Origin of the sequence: Kosakonia sp. (assembly GCF_032104925.1) — a bacterium.
Classification (GTDB): domain Bacteria; phylum Pseudomonadota; class Gammaproteobacteria; order Enterobacterales; family Enterobacteriaceae; genus Kosakonia.
Window position 1 is genome coordinate 200,156 of the sequence record NZ_DAMCGF010000007.1, and the last position, 15,890, is coordinate 216,045.

The 15,890-nt window shown below is 49.1% G+C and carries 12 protein-coding genes and 5 pseudogenes; 4 read left to right on the forward strand and 13 right to left on the reverse strand.

Translation table 11 applies throughout. From position 1 onward, the window contains the following. Positions 1-39: 39 nt before the first annotated feature. The 6 genes and pseudogenes from RT644_RS16070 to RT644_RS16095 all read right to left on the reverse strand — a co-directional run. A pseudogene (locus RT644_RS16070) lies at positions 40-355 on the reverse strand (inovirus-type Gp2 protein); the annotation flags it as partial. A 17-nt stretch (positions 356-372) separates the two neighbouring features. Next, positions 373-761 (reverse strand): annotated as a pseudogene (locus RT644_RS16075) (integrase core domain-containing protein); the annotation flags it as partial. Positions 762-1,190: 429 nt separating this feature from the next. After that, entirely contained in the window at positions 1,191-1,856 is a 666-nt protein-coding gene (locus RT644_RS16080; protein ID WP_197511271.1) for a hypothetical protein, read from the reverse strand. A gap of 84 nt (positions 1,857-1,940) precedes the next feature. Further along, positions 1,941-2,474, reverse strand: coding sequence for a restriction endonuclease (locus RT644_RS16085; protein WP_313627279.1), 534 nt, complete (start codon positions 2,472-2,474; stop codon positions 1,941-1,943). Beyond that, positions 2,474-3,397 carry a hypothetical protein gene (locus tag RT644_RS16090; protein WP_313627280.1) on the reverse strand — a complete coding sequence of 308 codons (924 nt, stop codon included), beginning with the start codon at positions 3,395-3,397 and terminating at the stop codon, positions 2,474-2,476. Before RT644_RS16090 ends, RT644_RS16085 begins: the two co-directional genes overlap by 1 nt. 163 nt (positions 3,398-3,560) lie before the next feature. Next, positions 3,561-4,007, reverse strand: a pseudogene (locus tag RT644_RS16095) (hypothetical protein); the annotation flags it as partial. Here RT644_RS16095 and RT644_RS16100 point away from each other — a divergent pair. Both RT644_RS16100 and RT644_RS16105 read left to right on the forward strand, forming a co-directional pair. Next, positions 4,002-4,668: pseudogene (locus tag RT644_RS16100) on the forward strand (IS3 family transposase); the annotation flags it as partial. The pseudogenes RT644_RS16095 and RT644_RS16100 sit on opposite strands and share 6 nt — an antisense overlap. Before the next feature lie 256 nt (positions 4,669-4,924). Further along, positions 4,925-6,094 (forward strand): annotated as a pseudogene (locus RT644_RS16105) (IS3 family transposase). A 540-nt stretch (positions 6,095-6,634) separates the two neighbouring features. Here RT644_RS16105 and RT644_RS16110 read toward each other — a convergent pair. From RT644_RS16110 to pth, 3 genes are all read right to left on the reverse strand, one after another. Continuing rightward, the gene (locus tag RT644_RS16110) at positions 6,635-7,828 is read right to left on the reverse strand and encodes an integrase arm-type DNA-binding domain-containing protein (protein ID WP_313627281.1); all 1,194 of its coding nucleotides are present in this window, start codon (positions 7,826-7,828) and stop codon (positions 6,635-6,637) included. Between the two features lie 214 nt (positions 7,829-8,042). Beyond that, positions 8,043-9,134 carry a redox-regulated ATPase YchF gene (gene ychF / locus RT644_RS16115; RefSeq protein WP_016495799.1) on the reverse strand — a complete coding sequence of 364 codons (1,092 nt, stop codon included), beginning with the start codon at positions 9,132-9,134 and terminating at the stop codon, positions 8,043-8,045. Between the two features lie 125 nt (positions 9,135-9,259). Next, complete coding sequence (gene pth, locus RT644_RS16120; RefSeq protein WP_313627282.1) at positions 9,260-9,844, reverse strand: aminoacyl-tRNA hydrolase; 585 nt, start codon at positions 9,842-9,844, stop codon at positions 9,260-9,262. A 271-nt stretch (positions 9,845-10,115) separates the two neighbouring features. On the opposite strand from pth, the gene ychH reads away from it, so the two are divergent. Then, entirely contained in the window at positions 10,116-10,391 is a 276-nt protein-coding gene (gene ychH, locus RT644_RS16125) for a stress-induced protein YchH (RefSeq protein ID WP_016495800.1), read from the forward strand. A gap of 112 nt (positions 10,392-10,503) precedes the next feature. Then, positions 10,504-11,538: a MerR family transcriptional regulator gene (locus RT644_RS16130; protein ID WP_313627283.1), complete on the forward strand. Its 1,035-nt coding sequence runs from the start codon at positions 10,504-10,506 to the stop codon at positions 11,536-11,538. Here the strand turns inward: RT644_RS16130 and dauA are convergent, their stop codons facing one another. The 4 genes from dauA to lolB all read right to left on the reverse strand — a co-directional run bounded on the left by dauA (position 11,539) and on the right by lolB (position 15,883). Further along, positions 11,539-13,218 (reverse strand): C4-dicarboxylic acid transporter DauA, encoded by a 1,680-nt coding sequence (gene dauA, locus RT644_RS16135; protein ID WP_313627284.1) that lies wholly within the window; start codon positions 13,216-13,218, stop codon positions 11,539-11,541. A gap of 108 nt (positions 13,219-13,326) precedes the next feature. Beyond that, positions 13,327-14,274, reverse strand: a complete 948-nt coding sequence (gene prs / locus RT644_RS16140; protein ID WP_017457137.1) for a ribose-phosphate diphosphokinase — start codon at positions 14,272-14,274, stop codon at positions 13,327-13,329. 125 nt (positions 14,275-14,399) lie between these two features. Then, positions 14,400-15,266 carry a 4-(cytidine 5'-diphospho)-2-C-methyl-D-erythritol kinase gene (gene ispE / locus RT644_RS16145; protein WP_313627285.1) on the reverse strand — a complete coding sequence of 289 codons (867 nt, stop codon included), beginning with the start codon at positions 15,264-15,266 and terminating at the stop codon, positions 14,400-14,402. Beyond that, positions 15,263-15,883, reverse strand: coding sequence for a lipoprotein insertase outer membrane protein LolB (lolB, locus tag RT644_RS16150; protein WP_016495805.1), 621 nt, complete (start codon positions 15,881-15,883; stop codon positions 15,263-15,265). Before lolB ends, ispE begins: the two co-directional genes overlap by 4 nt. Between the last annotated feature and the right edge of the window lie 7 nt (positions 15,884-15,890).

Consider the following 15,890-nt stretch of genomic DNA (forward strand, 5'->3'; position numbering starts at 1 on the left):
CTTTCCTCCATAAAAACGGCCTGTTCTGTAAAAAATAAATCACCCCCGACTACAGCCGAAGTTATGGTCCCCATCTCCAAAAAATTTTGTATCGAGTTTGGCTAGGTAATCGAGATGATTCAATAAATTGTTGTATTCCGCTTCAAAATTAAAATCATTGATATCCAATATATAGCGACAATTTTCAGGGTAGTAAATTAATCCCGGATAATCATCCAACTCCAATCCTTGTGCGCTATACCATGCTCTTACAATCATCATTCGTAGATTACTTTCAGTTTCATAATCTCCCAAGTGATAATAAGCATCTTTATTAAAAAAAGACAAATTGAAAATGGCATTTTCCTCCTTCAGAAGGTAAGCACACACGTTTTAGTTCCACACACTTTTTGAAATTCCCGGTTTTTCAGCCATCAGCCGGTACTCTTCCGGCGTCAGGTTATTCAGGGATTCATGCGGCCGCTCGCAGGTATATTCCACCAGCCAGCGCTCCGTAATTTCCCGTGCTTCATTAAGGGTGCTGAACAGATAAAAATCCAGAATTTATGTCCGGTAGGTCCGGTTAAAACGTTCGATAAACGCATTCTGTGTTGGCTTGCCTGGTTTAATAAATTCCAGTGCCACACAATGTTCTTCTGCCCACGGCGCCAGAGTCAGCGAGATGAGTTCCGTGCCGTTGTCCATTCTCAGTTTCAGCGGATAGCCCGGTTTGCCACGATCTTGTCCAACACCCTGACCACCCGCTGTGTCGGGATACTTACACTTCGGGTAAAGTATTGGTTCACGTTTATTTCAATTGGGTTGTGTATTATACAGTTTATCAAATGACAGCAAATCTTTATGCGAATGCCTTGCTTATTGAATCTGATAAAACCGCTGTTTTTGAATATGAATACGGTAGAGCATCAGGTTCCAGCGTGATATTTTTTCCATACGGTAGAAGCATCATCTGGTAGTGATTATTACTTTTCTGCTGTGGCATCTAACGACAACATGATAAAAATTAGTTATTCGCGCATTGGTGTTTAGTCATATAACACCTTTGCTGTGCCATTTGTCGTTGTTGAATATATCTATGATACTTTATGAGTTGGTGTCTATTTAACTCAGGTTGAGTTTTATTTACCAAGTAAATAATGCACAAATTTAAGAAAACATTTGTGCATTATAATAGTTTTATATTGTTCACACTATTGAACTTTTGTTTCGCGCATCACTACGATGGGTGAATGTTTTCCTTTATGGGTTTTTCCAAAACTAAACATCATAAAACAAGATAGTAATGTAAAAAGCAAAACAAATAAATGAACTCCAAAAATTAACCATTGCTCTGATGATAATTTTAAATGATTCAGGGAGCTATAAGATGAATATATCATAAGCAAAATCCACGTGAAAACTATAAAGATACTAACCCATTGATTTACTTTTGAAACAGATATACTCAAAGGTCCAGTTATAAGTTTATCCATGATGTTTTCATGCTGAGGTCTTTCTAATAATGTTTTATAAAGAGGACCAGTTATTTTATCTTCTAATAGATCCAGGTGATTCTCCCAATTTTCTTGCCAATATTTGCTTCCCCTACTGGCAATGAACCATGCAAAGGTAAACACAAGTCCGATACAAGAAACAATAAATGATAAGAAAAATTTATTAGGAATGTGTTCTGAAGCAAGAATGGAAAAGTATCCTGCAAAAGCAACTGCTATTAATGCCCAAAAATAAGTGGCTCTTTTCCAATAAAGTTCAATTTCAAATTTTCGGATATCTGAGACTTGCTCAAAAGCAGCTTTTAGCAATTTTGAATCTTTGTCTCCAGTCTGAAATTTAGTGTCGTATTCGTCTTGTTGCATATAATTCTCCCCCATGTGCAATTTATTTTTTTTGTAGGCCACTTGGTAATTTGTTAAATAGTTTCATCCTACTAATAAGATGAATTAAAAGACTCGGTGCATATAAATTTTACAATAGCGATCTTTTATGATTTCCAAAAAATCATTAATATTGCTTAATGCTCTAAGGTCATCCATCCTTACAACAACGATTCGGATACCGTCTCTTGTAAGATGTTCGTGTAGGCGATAAACCGCGCCTCTTTCTTCGTTATTTCCATTGACAAAATCACCAGTTACACCATTAGCTGCTACAAAAATACCTGTTGTTAGGTGTTTCATACGTATTTTAGCTGCAAAACTATCAATTAGAGTAGCGCCAGCAGGACGTGACCAATTTTTACATTCAATAGATATCAGATTATCCCATGGTTCAAAAACTTGAGTAGTTTTCGCATTCCATAGTAAAAGGTCTACTTCCTCAGCAGGAGCATTAATGTTGACCTCTCTAACTTCGATTCCGTCAATGCAATTAAACAAGTAGCGGGATAATGATTCTAAAGAGCTTCCCTTATCTTGATTTGTTACGGCGTTATCTACAGCTAGAATATGTGATAGAAAGGTGGGTGCATTAAACATCAGTCACCCCCATATACTATATTAAGTAATTGTCTTTTTATAGAAAGATACAGATCTTTTGGGTTATCTATATCAATAAGATCGTCCCTGTCTAAAGAAATTAGTATTATTCCATAGTCATTCTTTAACTTTCTAGCAAATGTTCTGGAGTTTTTTCTATTTTTTGCTGTTGTTAGCAATAATAAGCTTCGTAGCCCCTGTCTCTTTATTTTTTCAGCTAAATAATTCCATTGTTGAGTATTCATGGAATTAAGAGCTTTTAATTCAACAGGTATGGGGTTTCCTAGTGATTGTAATTCTGGGTCATCTGATGAATTCCATATCATAAAATCAAAGGAGTCTCGAGACTTTACCTTTTCAGATTCCATTACCTGCCATTGAATGATATTTTTCGCTAGTCCGTAGAACCATCTCTCAAATAAATTATGCCGTTTTGGTCCATTGAATGCGTATAAATCTCTATATTTAACGTCTGGAGAATAATTATTAAAATAAGAATCAAGCATGTTAAAGGTGGTGGTTTTAGACTTGTGTGAATTTTTTGTTCCTGAGCTTTGTTCTACAGCCCGAAATACTTCATAAGCTATATGTTCAAAGTTACCACTATCGGCTACTATGCACTTTTGATGGGAAAGATCAAAGGGGATTAGACTATGTGATTGAGAAATAATTATCACTTCTTTCTTTGCGCCTTGTGCTAAGCCAATTTCAAAATAAATATTTGGATTCCCTCTGGATATATAAAAGACAATTACATCACACATGTCAAACAGAGATTGAATTTTATTTATTGTTGGCAGTTCAGGGTTTAGCCTATTTATTGTTTCAACGTGAATTTTTTCCTGTTTATTAAATTTGTCAAGTATTTTAGATATCGGTTCTTGAATGTCGATATCATCAGTTATAAATCCTATTCTCTTCACGATGTTCCTACTGTATTTATATGGTCATATAATATGACATTAGGTGAATTACTAGCACTGTTTTTTAACAGTGCGCTGCTATCAATACAATCATTCAACTTGCATAAGGTTAATTTGATTTACATTAACTTAAAATGGGTCAAAGGTAAAACTGTTATCAACATCATTGAAAGTATACTAATCCTATCTCGCGGAGCACACAGCTGTATGCAATGGATGATCTTTTCCTGCCAAAACTAAACTCAACAACATTATCAGGGGCGTCTTTGCCGGATTGGATGATTTCATACTCAATAAAATCCACCCATTTCAGAAATATATTTCGTAGCATCTGACCGAGTTGATAGGTTCTGATCAGTCGGTCCTTGGGAACATGGTTCAGCAGTAGCTCAATCAACCATTCAGGTGCGTCCAGATACTCAGCACAACCAGTTGTAACACTGCGGCGTAGGTCGTGTGGTGAGAAGGGGGCTGCTTCTGCCATATATTTTATTCTCAAACGTTCAAGCGCGCGGGTTATGGCATCACCAGTGACGGGAAAATCCGGTTTGCTGAGGGATTCAAATACCTAACCTCCTTCTGAAATGATGCGCGGTGTTTTCAGTATGGATTCCGGCGGGTTCGCGGCGATCTGAACGAAATCGGGGAAAGCTGCGGCAAAAACCGGGTGGGTTGTATTATGCAACTGAACCGGATCAAAGCCGTGCGCGGCTATAAGGCACCACGCCGTATCGCCGGCAGACCTTCCGTGTTGACCCAAATCGCGTGCAGCGGCAGTTTACTGTAACCCTGGCCAATCAGGTCTGGGTCACCGATTACTTATATCTGCACTTGGCAGGGATGGTTGTATCTGGCGGTGGTTATCGATCTCTTCGCCCGTAACGTGGTCGGCTGGTCGATGAAACCCACTCTCTCACGCTAACTGGCGCTCGACGCGCTTATGATGGCCGTCTGGCAGCGAAAACCGGACGGCGAGGTCATCGAGCACTCAGACTAGGGCAGTCAGTATGGCAACGACGACTAGCAACGGTTCTGTCGGGCAATAATCTGGCACCCAGTATGAGCCGGTGCGGCAACTGCTGGGATAATGCGGTGGTCGAATCGTTCTTCAGTTTGCTGAAAAAAGAACGGATCAGAAAACGCATATATAAAATCCGGGATCTGGCCCGGCCGGATATCTTCGATTACATTGAAGTCTTCTATAATCGGGCCAGTTTCCACAGTCATCCCGGCGGCGTCAGTCCGGGGCCTTCGAACAGGCTTCGTCGTGAGGACAGAATTTGTCTACGGTTGTGGGGTCACTCCAATCATGTTCAATAGGTAAATGCCAAGATAACTCTCTCCACGCTACTTGGTATCCTTTGCCGTTTAACTATCATAAGCCATATACGTTTATATAAAACTGCCCTTTGCCATCCTCTGTTTTCTGTACCCGGTACGTAATAGGCAATGAATTGTAGTGGTTTACTGAATTTGGCCACCTGAACAGAGGTGATATGCTCACCTCAGAACATTACAGGTGCCTCAATGAAAAAAAGAAATTTCAGCGCAGAGTTTAAACGCGAATCCGCTCAACTGGTCCTTGATCAGAACTACACTGTTGCAGCTGCGGCCAGCGCTATGGATGTGGGTCTTTCTACCATGACGCGATGGGTAAAGCAGTTACGGGATGAACGACAGGGCAAAATACCTGAAGCCTCCCCCTATAACCCCGGAACAGATTGAAATACGTGAGCTGAAGAAAAAGCTACAACGCATGGAAATGGAAAACGACATATTAAAAAAGGCTACCGCGCTCTTGATGTCAGACTCCCTGAACAGTTCTCGTTAATCGGGAAACTCAGAGCGCAGTATCCTGTGGTCACACTTTGCCACGTGTTCGGGATTCATCGCAGCAGCTACAAATACTGGGTGAAAACCCCCGAAAAGCCAGACGGCAGGCGAGCTGTGTTACGCAGTCAGGTTCTGGAACTGCATAACATCAGCCATGGCTCTGCTGGCGCAAGAAGTATCGCGATTATGGCAACCCTGAGAGGCTTCAAAATGGGACGCTGGCTTGCCGGAAGGCTCATGAAAGAACTGGGTCTGGTGAGTTGTCAGCAGCCTACCCACCGGTATAAACGTGGTGGTCATGAACACATCGTTATCCCGAATCGCCTTGAGCGACAGTTTGCAGTGACAGAACCGAATCAGGTGTGGTGCGGCGATGTGACGTATATCTGGACAGGTAAACGTTGGGCTTACCTCGCTGTTGTTCTCGATCTGTTCGCAAGGAAACCGGTGGGCTGGGCAATGTCATTCTCACCGGACAGCAAGCTGACCATCAAAGCGCTGGAAATGGCGTGGGAATCTCGCGGTAAACCAGCCGGGGTGATGTTCCATAGTGACCAGGGTAGCCACTATACAAGCAGGTAGTTCCGGCAGTTACTGTGGCGTTGCCGGATCAGGCAGAGTATGAGCCGACGTGGAAACTGTAGGGACAACAGCCCGATGGAACGCTTCTTCCGGAGTCTGAAAAACGAGTGGGTGCCAGTGACAGGTTATATAAACTTTAGCGAAGCTGCTCATGCGATCACAGACTATATCGTCGGGTATTACAGCTCGCTAAGGCCGCATGACTATAACGGTGGATTACCCCCAAACGAATCGGAAAACCGATACTGGAAAAACTCTAAAGCGGTGGCCAGTTTTAGTTGACCACTACAGAACGTAACAAGATAGAAAAAGCATTGGGATCGCTGACATCAGAATGTGAAATATTTCCGGTCGCTGAAGGCCTTTTCGGTGTGTCCATTTCAGAGCGAAGTCTCTCATCCGCGGGCGAAGTTGCCGTTCAAAAAAAGCTTGAACCACTCACTCGTTTTGACCTGTGGCAGGGAGCCTGGCAAGAACCCAAGCGACGTTGGCTTTGGTGAGTTTCAGCGCTATTGCCTGTCTTGATTATCAAAGCGGTTTAAGGCTATCAATATTAAGATATGAAGGTCCGTTCATGGCACCCAGCAGACGTTCGTAGAGCTTACATGCTGTACACAGAAAGATGTTTTGTAGGGCATTAAGTGGGAAGGGGGTTCTTATAGGGCTTGTAAGTATCTGGCGATGCGCCATGAATAAAGATCCCGAAAACTATGGGCATCTCGTATGCACTGTTTGCATATACTATAGGTTGAATTGTAGGTTTTAATTGAATTTCAATAAATATCTATGTTAATCAATAATAAAACACCAATGCATCAGCGTTTATGAAACATCAACACTGATGTCAGTGCTGCTTACCCATCCATCAAGCTTATCAGCCCATTCCTGCATCATCACTTTACGCTCATCAAGATACGTCGCATGGTTGTAAGTGCGGCGAACATTGTTGGTATCAGCGTGCGCAAGCTGAGCCTCGATAGCATCAGGCCGATAGCCCATCTCGTTTAAACGGGTACTTCCTGTAGTTCTGGTTGCATGTGGACTATAAGTTCCGCTCCAGCCGAGGTTTTTAAGTAGCTGACGCAGCGAGTGTGATGTCACCGGGCCACGTGGGTTATCTCGTCCCGGAAAAAGGTGCTGTCGATGCCCGGTTAATCCCTGTAGTGTTTTGAGCATGTTGACGGCTTGAGAGGGGAGGGGAATAACATGTTCCCTACGAGCTTTCATGCGCGTCGCCGGAATGGTCCATAGCGCATTATCGAGATCGAATTCTGCCCATTCAGCCTCGGTGGCTTCGGCTGGCCGCGCCAGCGTCCACCACATTAGCCACATGCAATAGTTAACCTGATATGAGCCGCGACTGTTATCCAAACAGCTTAATAGCTTCCCGATTTGCTGTGGGTTCAATGCCTGTTTGTGCTGTGTCTTATTCGCCGGAAGCGCCTTGCGTACAGGCCAGACAGGATCGCTGTCAGCTCTAAGCGTTGCTACTGCCAACTCGAAAACCGATGAAATGGTACGTCGGGCTTCAGCGGCAACAGTCGGAGCGCCGCGTTTAGCGGTTTCCTGAAGAATTTTAAGAATGTGGTGTGGGGTGATATCTCTGACAGGGAGCTTACCGATTGCGGGGAAAACCACACGTTTAAGCATATCCAGTCGGCGTGTTTTGGTAATTTCGGCCCAGTCTTTCATCTGCAACCACTCTTTGGCGATCAGCTCAAAGGTGTTAGAAGCGTCATAGACCTTGCGGATCTTATCTAACTGACGAGCCTGTGTCGGGCTAACTCCATCTGCGACTTGCTTACGCGCTTGCTCGCATTTCTCGCGAGCTTCGGCGAGCTTTATCGCTGGATACTCACCCAACGCAAACATGCTTGATTTTCCGTTGAGTTTAAATCGATAGCGCCATGCCTTTTTGCCATTGGGTTTCACTTCGAGGTAGAGACCATTAAAGTCATTGAGTCGATAGAGTTTTTCTTTTGGCCTGGCAGTGCGGCATTGCGTATCAGTGAGCATAGCGGGTCCTTGACTATTTCTTATACCGTTATTGTACTCACCTAAAATGATAATGAAAACGGATTGTACTCATCTATGTACTCATTTTAGACTGCGCTTCCATGAGATCACATGAGACAATGTGGAATAAAAAATCCACGCAAGCGCGTGGATTTTAGAGAGTTTTGTGAGCTTCATGAGATATTCTGACATCTCATGAGACAACAAAACTTATTTAGACGTTGAACAGGAAGTTCATCACATCGCCATCTTTCACGATGTACTCTTTGCCTTCTGCACGCATCTTGCCGGCTTCTTTCGCGCCTTGCTCACCTTTGTAAGCGATGAAATCTTCATACGCGATGGTCTGCGCACGAATAAAGCCTTTTTCGAAGTCGGTATGGATTTTACCCGCCGCCTGTGGCGCGGTTGCGCCAACCGGGATAGTCCATGCACGCACTTCTTTCACGCCGGCGGTGAAGTAAGTTTGCAGGTTCAGCAGGGCGTAACCTGCGCGGATCACGCGGTTCAGCCCCGGCTCTTCCAGACCCAGTTCGGCCATGAACTCGTCACGCTCTTCATCGTCCAGCTCGGCGATATCTGCTTCAACGGCGGCACAAACCGGCACCACGACGGAGCCTTCTTGCTCAGCGATAGCGCGAACCTGGTCAAGGTAAGGGTTATTTTCAAAGCCGTCTTCGTTCACGTTAGCGATATACATGGTCGGCTTCAGTGTCAGGAAGCTCAGGTAACGAATCGCTTCTTTCTCTTCTTTGCTCAGATCCAGCGCGCGCAGCATACCGGCGTTTTCCAGCTGCGGCAGGCATTTTTCCAGCGCGGCCAGCTCAACTTTCGCATCTTTGTCGCCGCCTTTCGCTTTTTTGGACACGCGATGGATAGCGCGTTCGCAGGTATCCAGGTCAGAAAGCGCCAGCTCGGTGTTGATCACGTCAATATCTTCGGCCGGGTTCACTTTGCCCGCAACGTGGATGATATTGTCGTTCTCAAAACAGCGCACCACGTGGCCGATGGCTTCCGTTTCGCGAATGTTGGTCAAAAACTGGTTGCCCAAACCTTCGCCTTTGGACGCGCCTTTTACCAGACCTGCGATGTCGACGAATTCCATGGTGGTCGGCAGAATACGCTGCGGTTTCACGATTTCCGCGAGTTTATCCAGACGCGGATCGGGCATCGGTACGACACCGGTGTTCGGCTCAATAGTACAGAACGGGAAGTTAGCCGCTTCAATACCTGCTTTGGTGAGCGCATTGAACAGGGTGGATTTACCTACGTTGGGCAGGCCAACGATACCGCATTTGAATCCCATGATGTAATTACCTTAATATCTTGATAATCAACCTGTTGCGAAAAACAGATTGTAGAAAAGTGAATAACTTTGGCTATTATACACGTAACCGCTGTTACGCGCGGCAAAAATGCCGCGCAACCCGCTTACTGCGGCTTAAAGGCGTGCAGGCGATTGGTGGCTTTGGTTAAACCGTCTTTCAGCCAGATCTCGGTACAACGCGCCGCTTCGTCTACGGCTTCGTCAATCAGTTTCTGTTCGGAAACCGGTGGTTTGCCCAGCACAAAACCGACAACCTTGTTTTTATCACCCGGATGACCAATTCCAACGCGTAAACGGTGAAAATTGGGGTTATTGCCCAGTTTACTGATGATATCTTTCAGACCATTATGGCCACCGTGGCCGCCCCCCAGTTTAAATTTCGCCACGCCTGGCGGCAGATCCAGCTCATCGTGGGCGACGAGTATTTCGTCCGGGTTGATGCGATAAAACGTCGCCATTGCCGCGACCGCCTTACCGCTCAGGTTCATAAATGTCGTGGGAACCAGCAGACGCACGTCTTCACCCGCCAGATTGATGCGCGAGGTATAGCCGAAAAACTTCGGTTCGTCGCGCAGCGGCGCGCGGGCTCTCTCCGCCAACAAATCAACATACCAGGCGCCCGCGTTATGGCGCGTCGCGGCGTATTCAGCGCCGGGGTTCGCCAGCCCGACAATCAGTTTAATCGTCACTTTTTATTCCTGACCAGATCAATGTCCGGCGCGTAGTTTACGTTGTGCGGGACGCGAAGACAAAATTCTCCCGGCGAAACGCGAAAAATGATAATGATTGCTCACATCAACCATTCGAATTTCATGTAGTTCAGTAGGTTATTTGTAAATTTGTGTTAGTCATAGATGTGTAATTGTGATCGTGCCCGCAACCGCTAAAAGGGTGGCTGTCTATACTTTACACACAAGGATTGGGGTTATCCCATCCAACCCGTCGTTCCGGAGGTGACAGATGAAACGCAAAAACGCTTCGTTGCTCGGTAATGTGCTTATGGGGTTGGGGTTGGTCGTGATGGTTGTCGGCGTTGGTTATTCCATTTTAAACCAGTTGCCGCAACTTAACCTGCCGCAGTTTTTTGCCCATGGCGCTGTGCTGAGCATCTTCCTCGGCGCCGTTCTCTGGCTCGCTGGCGCCCGCGTAAGTGGTCATGAGCAGGTGTGCGATAAGTACTGGTGGGTGCGTCATTATGACAAACGCTGCCGCAGGGACCGGCAACATCATAGTTAAAAAGTCAGTTTCGATAACGGTTCCTGCGGGAGCCGTTTTTTTTGGCTTTTTTCTTGACCCTCACGTAACGTGAGGCCCGATAGTCCAGTCTGTGGGCGAGAAAGGAGCAGCTATGTTGATTCAGGTGGGGGAGTTAGCGCGACGTGCGGGGATCAGTGTGCGTACGTTGCACCACTACGAGCAAATCGGTTTGCTGTTGCCTTCTGCCCGAAGCGCCGCCGGATACCGGCTTTATGCGCTCGCGGATGTCAAACGCCTGCATATGATTCAGGCGCTGGCGAAAGCGGGTATGGAACTGGCGGCAATCGGGGATTATCTGGCGCGGGAAACGCGTCCGCTGGCGGAATTACTGGATGACCAAATCATGCTGCTCGACAAGCAAATGCACAATATTGTCACTCTGCGCGAACAGCTTGCGGTGTTGCGTGATGGTCTCGCCAGCGGCGTGGAGCCCGATCTGGAGTCCTGGCTACAGACCCTGGAGTTAATAAAAATGTACGATCGTTGGTTTAGTCCGCAAGAGTTACAGGAATTACCGTTTGCCTCGCGCGATGAGGCTCGCGAACGATTCTGGGCGCAAATGGTGAGCGAAGTGCAAACCCTTTTAGCGCAGAAGTGCCCGGTGGATGATCCGCGCGCGATGGAGCTGGCAACCCGCTGGATGACGCGGCTGGAGCAGGATACTGCCAACAAACCGGAGTTTCTGACCCGCTTAAATGAGATGCACCGCGTGGAGCCCCAAATGCGTGAGCAAACAGGCATTACGCAGGAAGCGGTCGATTTTATTACCCACAGTTTTGCGGAAAGCAAGCTCGCTATCTGGCAGCGTTATTTGTCTGCGCAAGAGATGGCGTTTACCCGGGCGCACTATTTTGACCGCATGATGGAGTGGCCGCCGCTGGTGGCGAAACTGCATACCGCTCAACGTCAGGCAGTAGATCCAGAGTCTGACGAAGCGCAGGCGCTGGCCGCTAACTGGCTGGAGCTGTTCCAGTCTTATGCCGGAACCGATCCGCAAACGCAGCAAAAATTCCGCAGGGCGATGCAACAGGAGCCGCATCTGATGAAGGGAACCTGGATGACGCCCGACGTGCTGCAATGGCTACAACGGGCGATTGAGGTGATGATGCGCCGCCGCGCATCATGATTACAGGTCGGCTAAGGCCGCATCACGGTTAGGGAAGAACGACAGACGGCCAGGGATTGGCTGTATACCCGCGCGCGCCAGCGTGCGCAGCGGCTGGAACTCAAGGTTGCTGACGCGCAGTTCAGTACCCTGCGGCAGGCGGTTGACGAAGCGACGGAAAGCATCCAGCCCGCCTGCATCCAGCACCGGCACCGCATCCCATTTCAGCACCACAATGCGCTTCCCGGCGATACGGGTTTCCAGATCGCTGAACACACTTTCTGCAGCAGCAAAGAACAGCGGGCCGATCACGCGTAGCACCAGCACATCATCCGGTACGCTGACGTTTACCACGGACAAGTGAGTCATCCGCGCAATACGGCGCATAAACAGCAGCGACGCGAGCACAATCCCTACGCTGATGGCGATCACCATATCGAACAACACGGTCAGTGACATGCAAATCAGCATCACCACAATGTCATCCACCGGCGCGCGGCGCAGCAGATCGATCACTTTGTGCGCTTCACTCATATTCCACGCCACCATCAGCAACAGCGCCGCCATGGCAGACAGCGGCAGCCAGGAGAGCAGGGGAGCCAGCGCCAGTAACGCCATGATCACTAACAGTGAGTGAACCACCGCCGAAATGGGCGAAGTGGCTCCGGCGCGGACGTTGGCCGCCGAACGGGCAATCGCTGCGGTCGCGGTGATCCCACCGAAGAACGGTGCGGCGATATTACCCAGCCCCTGACCAATCAGCTCGCTGTTGGCTTTATGTTTGGTGCCGGTCATACCGTCCAGCACGACAGCGCACAGCAGCGATTCGATAGCACCAAGCATTGCCATAGAAAATGCCGCAGGCAGCAACGCGCGCAGCGAATCCCAGCTCAGGGTAAATTCAGAACCTGGCAGATCCCACGGCAGCACCAGTTGCGGCAGCAGCTGCGGGATGCCGTTGCCCTGCGAACCATCTGCCAGTATGTAGTGAAATTGTGAACCGATGGTCGCGACGTGACCGCCGAGCAGATTGACCACCAGCATCACCGCGCAGCCCGCCAGCAGCGCGGGCAGATGCCCCGGCAGACGTAAACGCAGGCGCGGCCACAGCACCAGCGTGGCGAGGGTGACAATACCAATCGCCGCATCACCCGGATTGACTGTCGGCAGTGCCATCACCAGCGCGCCGACTTTTTGCAGATAGTGTTCCGGCACATGCGGCATTTGCAGGCCGAGAAAATCTTTTATCTGCATGGTGGCGATGGTAATGCCGATCCCGGAAGTGAAACCGAGCGTCACAGAAAGCGGAATGTATTCAATTAACCGACCAAAGCGCGCCAGCCCGAAGAGGATCAGAAACACACCGGACATCAGCGTCGCTACCAGCAGGCCCGACAGACCAAACTGCTGCGAAACCGGGTACAGGATCACCACGAAGGCGGCAGTCGGACCGGAAACGCTGTAGCGCGAACCGCCACTCAGGGCGATAACAATCCCGGCAACCGCCGATGTATAAAGCCCGTATTGCGGTGCCACGCCACTGCCGATCGCCAGCGCCATCGCCAGCGGGATAGCGATAATACCAACCGTTATCCCGGCAATCAGATCGCGGGTGAAACGGGCAGTGGTGTATTTTTCTTTCCAGCACGCGTCGATTAGCGCGCGAAAAGGCATGACATGAGGTGAGAACAATCTGTTCACAATGGTCTGGCGTCCCCTGGAAATTATTCGATAACTAATTAATAAATCATACAAATAATATTTAAAGCTAAAAAAACCCGCCTGAGCGGGTTTTTTATACAGCAACGATTAATGTTCGAACATGGCGGAAATCGATTCTTCGTTACTGATACGACGGATGGCTTCAGCCAGCATGCCAGACAGCGTCAGCGTACGTACGTTCGGCAGCGCTTTGATCTCATCGCTCAGCGGAATGGTGTCGCAGACAACCACTTCGTCGATCACAGAGTTGCGCAGGTTATTTACCGCATTACCGGAGAAAATCGGGTGAGTGGCATAGGCGAACACGCGTTTCGCACCACGCTCTTTCAGCGCTTCTGCTGCTTTACACAGCGTACCGCCGGTATCGATCATGTCGTCAACCAGGACGCAGTCGCGGTTTGCCACGTCACCGATGATGTGCATCACCTGGGAGACGTTCGCGCGCGGACGGCGTTTATCAATGATCGCCATATCGGTATCGTTCAGCAGCTTGGCAATCGCACGGGCGCGAACGACGCCACCGATATCCGGGGAAACCACAATCGGGTTGTCCAGATTCAGTTGCAGCATATCTTCAAGCAGGATTGGGCTACCGAATACGTTATCTACCGGTACATCGAAGAAGCCCTGAATCTGTTCAGCATGCAGGTCAACGGTCAGTACACGGTCAACGCCGACGCTTGAGAGGAAATCGGCAACCACTTTTGCGGTAATCGGTACACGGGCGGAGCGCACGCGGCGATCCTGACGGGCATAGCCAAAGTAAGGAATGACCGCGGTGATACGACCTGCGGAAGCACGGCGCAGGGCATCAACCATCACAACCAATTCCATCAGGTTGTCGTTGGTAGGGGCACAAGTGGACTGGATGATGAAAATATCACCACCGCGTACATTTTCATTGATTTGTACGCTGACTTCGCCGTCGCTAAAGCGACCTACGGCGGCGTCGCCGAGAGAAGTGTACAGGCGGTTGGCAATACGTTGTGCTAGTTCCGGGGTAGCGTTACCAGCAAAAAGCTTCATATCAGGCACGAGAAGAACCTCAGGCATGCGTCCAGTGGTGGATTGAATCGGCCAAAATGTGCGGTCAGGGCTGAATTCTATCCATGCGGTGTATTAAAGAGCGCGATGCAACGTCTGGAACAGGTGTGACGTTGTCACCGGAGCTCAGCTTGCCCGGCGATGGTCTGCGCTAGCGGCGAGAGGTTGACGCCTCGCGCGACAAAACCGTGCAGCCATTCCGGGGCTTGCTCAAGCACCTGACGAGCGGCGGATTCGGTGTCAAATTCGGAAAAGACACAGGCTCCTGTGCCAGTCAGGCGCGACGGCGCGTATTCTAACAGCCAGGAAAGCGCGGCATCAACCTCGCGAAAACGTTTTCTTGCGATAACCTCGCAATCGTTGCCGAATTCACATTTTAATAACGTATCAATTGACCTTTGCGGCGTATTTCTCGGCAGCTCGGGATCTTTGAAAATTACCGGCGTGGGAATGCTGACGCCAGGGTGCGCCACCAGATACCATTTTTCCGGCGGATTGACCGGGGTGAGGATTTCGCCAATCCCTTCGGCGAAAGCCGCGTGACCGCGGACAAACACCGGCACATCGGCACCCAGTCGCAGGCCGAGTTCGGCTAACTCATCGACGCTCAGCTTACAGCCCCACAGATGGTTGAGGGCGACCAGCACGGTGGCAGCATTCGACGACCCGCCGCCGAGCCCGCCGCCCATCGGCAGGCGTTTGTCGATAGCGATCTCTGCGCCGCTACCCGCAGGCAGACGACCACTTTGTGCCGCGCGCTGCATGAGCAGACGTGCGGCGCGTACAATCAGATTCTCTTCGTCCGGCACGCCTTCGACCGGTGTTAGCAGGCGGATCTCTCCATCGCGGCGCGGTTCAATGCTCAGCGTGTCGCCATAATCAAGAAACTGAAACAGGGTTTGCAGCGTGTGGTAGCCATCGGCGCGCTGGCCGGTAATGTATAAAAACAGGTTGAGTTTCGCCGGAGCGGGCCACGTCGTCATTTGGCAATCCAGTTGTCCATTTTCAGCTTGATGCGCTGTTTGCCGTCGCTCAGCTCCATATTGGCTGGCAGGGAGGGCTGGCTGTTGTCATACCCGCCATACACCACTTTCCAGTTTTTGCCGCCCTGGCTGTAATTCAGCTCGCTCAGGCGGTATTGCGCATCGAGCTTATAATCGGTGGCATCGCCTGGCAGACCAAGGATCCACTGGCGCAGGCTATTAAGTGGGATCGGCATGCCGGTCAGTTTGCCAATCATCTCTTCGGCATCATCGGCGGTATACCGTTTGCCTTTGTTGTCCACCAGTTGCACGTTACCCGGCTGGGCGTTCAGTTCCAGTTCGGTGCTGCCCAGTGGGTTGGTCAGCAACAGACGATAGCGATCCTGGCCGGTTTGCTGCCAGAAAAAACGGGCATACACTTTTTGCTCGTCAGAGATATAAGCGAATGCGCCGCGCGTTTGATACTGATTTAAGCTGCGCACCTGTTGCTGATGTTCGCGCCACTGTGGCGAATCCGGGCTTTGTCCCGGCCCTTTTGGTGCATTGAGCGTACAAGCGGTTAACACGAGGCTTGCCAGCGGCAGCAGGCGAATAAAACGGAAGTCTGGCAGAGTCATAACGAGG